3 protein-coding genes are annotated in these 3,096 nt (G+C 59.4%); 2 read left to right on the forward strand and 1 reads right to left on the reverse strand.

All coding sequences use genetic code 11. The features are described from left to right. Positions 1-1,220: cytochrome b/b6 domain-containing protein (locus WB528_RS07255; RefSeq protein WP_423887741.1), on the reverse strand; the 1,220-nt coding region annotated here is incomplete at its 3' end. Positions 1,221-1,517: 297 nt separating this feature from the next. Here WB528_RS07255 and WB528_RS07260 point away from each other — a divergent pair. Both WB528_RS07260 and WB528_RS07265 read left to right on the forward strand, forming a co-directional pair. Continuing rightward, positions 1,518-1,829: a hypothetical protein gene (locus WB528_RS07260; RefSeq protein WP_423887742.1), complete on the forward strand. Its 312-nt coding sequence runs from the start codon at positions 1,518-1,520 to the stop codon at positions 1,827-1,829. A gap of 152 nt (positions 1,830-1,981) precedes the next feature. Further along, positions 1,982-3,096, forward strand: a 1,115-nt coding sequence (locus WB528_RS07265) for a type I secretion system permease/ATPase (protein ID WP_423887743.1), incomplete at its 3' end; no start/stop codon positions are given.

Consider the following 3,096-nt stretch of genomic DNA (forward strand, 5'->3'; position numbering starts at 1 on the left):
GGGCTTGCGTGAAAGGTCCTATCCCCGGCAAGCGTCGCATCTGATGCGGTCAACAGCACCGAAAACTTGTCTTCATGAAAGTCGTGTTCATCTCCGATCTCAAGGCCATCATGAAGAATTCGCCAACCGTCTGGTCCCTTGACCAGCGGCAAGTGCTTCAGCGATCGCGTCGAATCCTCCCATATGAACAGAAAGTAAGCCCAGGTGTCGTCGTGTACCGCCCGGATCTCGATTCTCGTTTCGCCTCTGGCATCGAAATTTCCTCCCCCGGTCGTCGTCACGAAGAATGGCACCGCGTTACGCCATGCCCGATCTGAACTATCACCGTCGAGCCTGGGCGCGTCTGCACTGTCGATCCGGTGGACCTCCAGCCGGTCCACGGCGAACCGGTCGGCGGCAAGCATGAAGGAAGTACCGACAATCGCAACGGCCGCCGCCACAACGAAGGGATTGGATTGCAAGGTCGAGCGCTGCCTGGAAGCGCCGTGCTGAGCGCGTGCAGCCGTTCGCGTGACTCCAACGGACGCCTGTGCATGTTCCCGCGCCTGGCCATCCGATGACGGTTGGACTTCCGAATGCGGCCTTGTCGCCCGTGCGTCAGCGGGTCCGGCCTCCGGCGCCCGTGGTGCCGATCGTTCGGCCAGCATCATCAGCAATTCCACGGCGTCCAGCTGCTTGGGCTGAGGCGGCAGTATTGTCGGCCGAAAGATACGCAATAGCTGCGATAAGCCGCCGATTTTGAAATGGATCAGGATATGAAGTGCGGCAAACGCCAATATCACCCAGGTCGAATACCAATGCACCGCCGCGACATCGTGTCCGGAAAAAAAGTCGAAGTAAAGCAAACCGCCGCTTACCATCAGCAGCAACATCGCAATGAAGAAGATCCAGCACAGGACGACATTGACAGCGCCCAGTCTCGCCTCCGTCCGACCGAACAATCCCCGCATGCGAATGTTGTCCAGCCTGACGCGGCGCGTGAGACCGGACCTCACCAGATAGACGAAATACGCGATCGCTACTGCGACCAGCGCCACGGCGGCCTGCATATGTATTGTCCATACGCTTTCCCGTGGCAGCACAGCGTCGAACAGATTGATCCAGAGACGATCGGGTGTTTCCGTGGCAATACGCATCCCGCTGAGAAACGCCACGCCCAGAGCGCCGACGACCAACCAGTGCAGGATGATCGTACCGTAGTCGGTCTTTCGATCTCTCATTTGCAAGCTCCGTTCACAGGGAGCTCGCCGCCTCCTCGCCTCGGGTGCTCAAATCGCGGGCCGATACCGCGCCCGCTGAGCATCATTGCGCTGCGCCGGATGGCGCTGTCTTCAGGTTTGGCACACTTATTACATGGCCAGAAGCCAAGCTTACTACTCAACAAAGGAACATCCCCACTTATCCAATCGCCTCGCTGACGAACAAGTAATCCTTTCTGACCTGGCGGCCGCCCAACTGCTATCTCGCGTTCATTCACAACCCGATTCTAATTCCGGCGCCTCGTCGAAACCGATGAGATGCTGGCGATGGTGCGGCCAGTCCTCTCATTCCTGTGGAGTGAAAGGCAAATCCGCGCATTGAACGTTTTTCATTTAGCTTCGTGGCGGCTTTCTGCCGATACCGGGGCCAAGCGAGAGAGAAGTAAGGTAATAGCGTGGCTCTCTTTTGCGACACCGGAAACTGCTCGCTGCACCTTCGCGCCGACTTCCAAGGCCACTGCAATCTTGGCAGGCGCAAGCGTGGCGAAGCGTGACACGATCGCCATGACGTTTATGCAGCCCGGTCGCATTGTCGCCGGAAAATGGTCAGCATCGACCGTCAATCAATGAAGTCTGACCGCGCATGGTGGGGAGACACAGTCATGAATTCCACTCAAATTGGCGCGCAGGCGGCGATTTCAAATTCGCGTCTTTCCAACCTGTTTTCCGCGCTGTCGTCGGATGATCCTGTCGCGCGCGGAATGCGCGAGAGCGCTCGGCGCATGGTTGGCATCGCCATATTCAGCGGCGTCATCAATATACTGATGCTGTCTGGCTCACTTTACATGTTGCAAGTTTACGATCGGGTCATTCCGAGCCGCAACCTGGCGACCCTTCTGGGCCTCTCGCTCATCGTATTGTTCGCCTATCTCGTGCAGGGATACTTCGACGCGCTCCGGTCGCGCATGCTCTGCAGGACCGCAACGCTCTTCGACGCGAGCCTGCAACGGTCAATCCATACCGCGCTCGCCACTTTGCCGCTTCGCGGCGTCAAGCCCATGCTCATGCAGCAACCCCTGCGCGACCTCGACCAGGTGCGCGGCTTTCTATCCGGGATGGGCCCGACGGCCTTCCTCGACATGCCCTGGATTCCGCTCTTTCTCGCTGCATTGTTTTTGTTTCATCCGGCGATCGGTTTGACGGCGCTGATTGGAACTGCCGCAATCATTGCGATGGCGTTGCTGACGGAGCGACTGTCGCGCGGGGCGGCCAAAGCTGCGATGGATTGCAGCGCGCAACGGCAAGTATTGGCGGACGCTACCCAACGCAACGCCGAGGTGATCCGGGCCCTTGGCATGACTGAGCGCCTAACGGCGCGCTGGTCGTTGGCTAACGAGCATTATTTGCAGGAGAACATTCGCGCCGCCGACATTCATTGCAATCTCGGATCGAGCGCAAAGATGCTGCGTTACGTGCTTCAGTCCGGCATGCTGGGAATCGGCGCCTATCTTGTCGTGGCGGACAGGGCATCTGGCGGGGTAATGATCGCTTCGTCGATCATGATGGGCCGCGCGCTGGCGCCGGTCGAAATCGCACTCGGGTCCTGGAAGCAACTCGTCGCCGCACGCCAGGGCATCGCGCGCCTGCGCCAGATCTGCAAGGTCACCGCAGCACCTCCTTCCCCGCCGGTAGTATTGCCTCGCCCTTCTCGGGAACTCTTGGTCCGGGACCTTGTCGTTTACGCACCCGGGACCACAACGCCTATCGTCTCGAATGTCTCATTTTCGCTCAAAGCCGGAATGGGTCTGGCGCTGCTCGGCGCCAGCGCCTCGGGCAAGACGTCGCTTTCAAGGGCGCTGTTGGGAATTTGGCCGGCCGAGCACGGGGTGGTGCGACT

The sequence above is a fragment of the Bradyrhizobium sp. genome (genome assembly GCF_049586575.1).
GTDB lineage: Bacteria > Pseudomonadota > Alphaproteobacteria > Rhizobiales > Xanthobacteraceae > Bradyrhizobium.

Excerpts from the sequence above, each read along its gene's own strand:
- WB528_RS07260 (WP_423887742.1), top strand. The coding sequence starts at position 1,518 with ATGCTGGCGATGGTGCGGCCAGTCCTCTCATTCCTGTGGAGTGAAAGG.